This window comes from Cysteiniphilum halobium (genome assembly GCF_003574425.1).
In the GTDB taxonomy this organism is placed as follows: domain Bacteria; phylum Pseudomonadota; class Gammaproteobacteria; order Francisellales; family Francisellaceae; genus Caedibacter; species Caedibacter halobius.
Map to the genome: position 1 here is coordinate 1 of NZ_QLIU01000069.1, position 5,298 is coordinate 5,298.

General features: G+C 40.7%; 1 protein-coding gene. It reads right to left on the reverse strand.

Annotated features, from left to right (window positions below):
- The coding region (locus DNK85_RS10400; protein WP_162896679.1) for an RHS repeat-associated core domain-containing protein at positions 1 to 5,298 on the reverse strand (5,298 nt) is incomplete at both ends.

Consider the following 5,298-nt stretch of genomic DNA (forward strand, 5'->3'; position numbering starts at 1 on the left):
AATGCAATCCCTGCCACTGGATTAATAGTCAGTGCGACAGCTGCAGAACCAGCAGCTTTAGCAAAGCTGCCTGTTTTTGTATAAACATCATCTGCCCCTGCATACACCATGGCAACCTGAGTGGTAGCACTTGCAATTTGATTTGTCATCTGATGATAATCACCCTTTTCTCCTGCCTGAACAGCATTATAGACTGAACCGACAACAGCAGTTGATTGCACACCTTGAATGGCGGAGTCTGATGCATCTTTACCATGAATGGCACCATCTGCCATTCCGGTTAAAAAGCCGCCGGATACAAGCCCTTCAAAAAACTCACCAAATCCATAATCTCCATATTTTGTATTTTTACCCCACACTCCACTATAGCTCCAGTTTTGTCCTGAGAAAGAAACCCCAACAAATCCAGTTACTGTATTTACAACGCCTTGTGCAACATCATTCAGATAACTATACCATGGGTCCATGCCACTAGGGTCAGTATTGCCAACAGGGTCACCATTTGCATAAGCATATTTATTCAGCGTAGCAATATAAGGATCTCTTTGGATAAAACGCTGTATTTTTGGGTTATAGTATCGCGCACGCAGATACTGTAACCCTGATTCACTGTCAGTATACTCATCTGAATAACCAAACGGATTTTGTTCAATGATCAATGTGTTATCTTCAGGCTGAATAAACGATGAGATATCAAAAGTCGTTAAGTTAAGCGTATCTAGTAGACTGCCATAGGCGTTATACTGTTTAGCACTTAGCGCGCCGGTATCATCTTTTTCAAGTGATGTGTCTTTACCATTGTTAAAAAGCCAAGTCAGGTGACTATTGATGCCATCATTGTAGATACGAAGATAACGTACATCTCCCAGCTTAAGATAGCTTGCACTGGTATTACCTTCAATTTCATTTACAACTTGGGCATTCTCACTATTATCATAGTAGTAATCAATACGTTGCTCAGATGCAGAAGGAGCGGTGACGATCTTATCAGCTCGAGTTGTATCAGGATAGTAACTGTATTGTGCATTAAGGCCTTTGTTTGAGCTAAAAGCTGTCAATCGATTTTCGATATCATACTGATAACTGTTGCCTTCTTTATCTTTAATCATATTGCCATTTTGATCATACTGATAGCCATCGCTGCTAAGCAGTCTATTATCAGCATCATAGTGGTAAGTCGTACTTTGTGTACCTGAGGCATCGGTTGTGGTAACACGACTGATATTTCCTGTTAATGGCTCATAGTCATAATGATTATGCGTTTTTGCACTCTCAGGAGCACAGCTTTCTCCTTCGCAGATATACTCATCTGTCAATTGATCATTAGCATTGAACAGATAGTTGTGTATCAATGGTGTTTTGAGTGCACTGGAAGTAGTTTTAATGCTATTGATGTGACCAGCATCATCATGGGTATAAACGACATCCTGAAGAATATTACCATTACCATCAATCGTTTTAGACTCACGCAGATTACCAGTACTGGTCGGTTGGGCAGATGACCCATCTGGGCTTTTACCTGCTTTGCCGTAATAGCTTAAGCTTGTTAGGCTATTACGTTGACCTTTGGATGTAATCTCAATGGTCTTGATCTGTCCCATGTTAATTGGGTCGTTGTCTTTTATCCGGTCATAGTAACTGTAGTTAACTGAGGCAATCGCCTGATCAGGGTCAGAGTTGTTTAATGAAAGTGATGCAATGCGCCCTAAGATCTGATTATTAACATGATCATCTTTCTGGTAGGTAATGTATGTGGTGTTCCCTATTGCATCGGTCATTGAGATAAGTTGACCATGATCATCATAGCCGTACTGGATAGTTTTATGATCAGGGTAGGTCACTTTAATTAAGGCATTGCCATGTTGCCAGTCATTATATTGATACAAGATAGTCTGATCAGATACTGTTTTATCGTTGATATGCATGATTTTACGGATGCTAGCAATTTTACCGGCACCGTTATTTGCATCAATTGGATTATACTGGTATTGATATTCGATCAGCTGTGCATCATTGTTCTGTGTTTTGCCTTGAATTTCTTTGTACACAAGATGTGTTTCACCGTCATAATTATCCCCTTGATTATCACCATAGACATAGCTTGTCACCGTGCCTGAGAAATCAACAAATTGTGTAATGCGTCCTTGATCATCATACTGATATGTTTTGGTTTGATTAAGATTGTTGGAGATACTTGTCATCTGTCCTTGATCATTATACACAAAGTGCTCTCCTGATATCTGGTGTCCGGCATCATCAGCTAAATGCTTTTGTAGCGTATGGCCAAGGAGATCTTTATCCCACTGCGAGATAATCATACTTTGATCATGATTAAGCCCATAGCTTAATGTGGTTAGCTTATCGATTTGGCCTTGATAGTCATAGTGATTAATCACATGTGCAATCTGGAAATTTGCATCATTTATGCTTGCATTTCCTGTGGCATGATTGACAAACGCATCACCGACAATGGCTTGAGAGAGACCATCATAAGCGACAGTGACGGTACTTGCGGCGACATCTGAACCATTGCTGTCAGATTTACCGACAAAATCAGTTTGAGACAGCGTATTACCCTGATCATCGATTTTTGTATTGGAAACCAGAATATCATTACTGTATTGAGAAGATATCTGTGCTGCCATATCGATATGATAATTATCTTTGTTGATCATAAGAGCGCTTGAATCATCATACCAGCTAGCATCGCCTGTTTGCGTCGACTGATTTCTGTCATCCTGCCATTTTCTCACAGCATCAGTATGTCCTGAAGCATCAAGATGTATGGTCGTGGCAAAGGCCTTATATTTTTGTGTATTGGCATCCCATTGGTAATCCAGTGATTTAAGCATATTGCCTTGATCATCATAAGTATATTGACTCACGACAGGCCAGTTGTTTTTATCTGAGACATCGGTATGCTCAGAAAACAGATTGCTTTGTGTATATAGCTTGACACCGAAGCCATCGGTCACACTACGGGTACATGCTTGTGTCGAGATAAGTTGGCCATGCGCATTAAAAAGTGCATTACATTGAACAGTATCATTGACCTGATCGACGTTTTTAGTGGAATAAAACTGAATTACCCCACTCCCATCAGGGGCGATGCTGGCGTGTTGTCGTAATAATCCATCATATATATATTGGTTAGCTTTAAGATCATTATCTGAATCTGCAGCGTGAGGAAGATCCTGCCTTAGCAACATACCGGTATAGGCATCATTGTATTGACTACTTTGAATGCCTCCAGAAAGAGTGGTTTTCTTAATCACGGGATCGGTACCGTATAATGGGTCAGAGATCAGATGACTGGCATCGGCAATATATTGGTACTGATAGTCTTTTGCCGTTTGTTGTATGCCTTGATGCCCTGACTGTGCCCAGCTGGTTTGATAATGTTTAATCAGCAACGGATACTGACCATTGATGGATAAGTCATGCGCACCACCGGCATTATAATAGCTGGTAGACGCTTGTAGGATGGCATCATCTTTTACATCATCGATGCTTTCATTAAAGCCGTTATGCGCATATCCTGTCATTGAACTTATGGGGTTCCCATACTGATCACTTTGTGCGTAGCTAAAGCGATAAGGGTGATCATTAAATGGTTTGTTTTTATCATTGTCGATAAAACTGTTAGCACCTTTGCTGTCGTAGCTGATAGCGAGTGAATAGCCCTGATGTGTATTTTGATCATAGCCATTTTGAATTTTATTTTCACTGACAATTTGAAAGCTATCGTTGTTGTCTTTTTGATAACTGACAGTGCGGATAAGGCGTCCAAACGTATCATATTCATTATGTGTCCAGTAGACTTTGGTGCCTGTTAGATTACCTTGATCATCATAGCTGTAGACGGTATTGAATATATCTTGTGGTGCCTGATAGTTACTAGGTAGTGCATCAAATGGTTTGAAGTTATAAAGATCATTCAGGTCTTTATCAATTGGTGCATTGTTGGGATCACCATCACGATGGGTATAATTGGCACCGACATAAAAGGTTTGTGTTTTGGATAATGGCACAACTTTGCCTGCGATTAGATAGTTGGTGGTATTCTCAATTGGCAGATGCAGGTGATTGTAAGTGACAAGGTTTTGTGTTTTACGTGGAGTATCCTTAATCACATCAGATTGACTCATGGTCATTACCTGATAGTGATAATCGTTGCTGCCATAGAGCATCAGTGCATCTTCAGAGGAGCCGGCAGGGGATGGGGTATTGCCAAGATAGTTATGTCCACCATTGCCTTGAGGGTTATAATCAAAGAAGCTGGTGATTGCAGGAGGCAGATTATCATCATCACTTGAGTTTTGATTACGTCGTGTCATGCTTTTAACGACAGGGACATGACTGCCATCGCTTAATGTGATGTGTGTATAGTCAAACGCAATCACAGCACCGGTTGGTTGTTGAACAGAAATAAGCTGTCCGGCTTGATCGCTATCGGTGCCATATATAAAGCTGGTTGTCATATCTTGAGTTTGGTCATCTTCAGAGACGGTTGTATAACTGCTGATGCGATTATTCTCATCGGTATTAATTCTGCCGAGTGTTTTGTTCACACTGCCATCATACAGATGCAGTGAAAGGGAATGGTTTTGTGATTGATCAATCGCAAAGGTGAGCCCATTTTCTTGTGTAACTGAGAAGATATGGCCATTTGTCCCATATTGATAATACACTGTTTGATTGTTTTGATCAGATGCAGCAATAAGATAATAGTTACCCGGATTCTGCTGTTGATAATAATAGAGTTTCTGACCATCAGGGTGTGCCTGATCGATATCGGTAGTTAAGACATAGTCATAACTTTGTGCGCCAATTTTACCACTTTGTTTAACAAGCTTAAGGTTATTGAGCGTATAGTATTTTAATCCTGTTTCAGAAGCTGGATCGATGATATATCGCTGTTGAGTATCTGGCAGATAGATTACGGAAGTTTTATCACTTTGATCGGTATGAATGATGGACGCGGAGGTTGGGATAAAGCCATGCGGTAGTCCTGGGAAGTATTGGCTTAAATCGGCAGGTGCGGCATTGGTTAAACTAAGCATTGGTGCTTGGGCAATGTGGACACTTTGTGTAACGCGTCCGGTATTAGGGTTAATAGAGACGCCGGCGGAGGTATCGTTGTTCCCTGAAGCTTGGGAGCTATTGCTTTGATCACTTAAAAGGTGTGTATGTTCAGATGTAGCTGGTGCATTATCAGCATAGGTATTGACAGCACCTGCTGTAAGTAGACCGAGGATAACTATAGAGATTGATTTTTTAAGATATGTTTTTTTCATG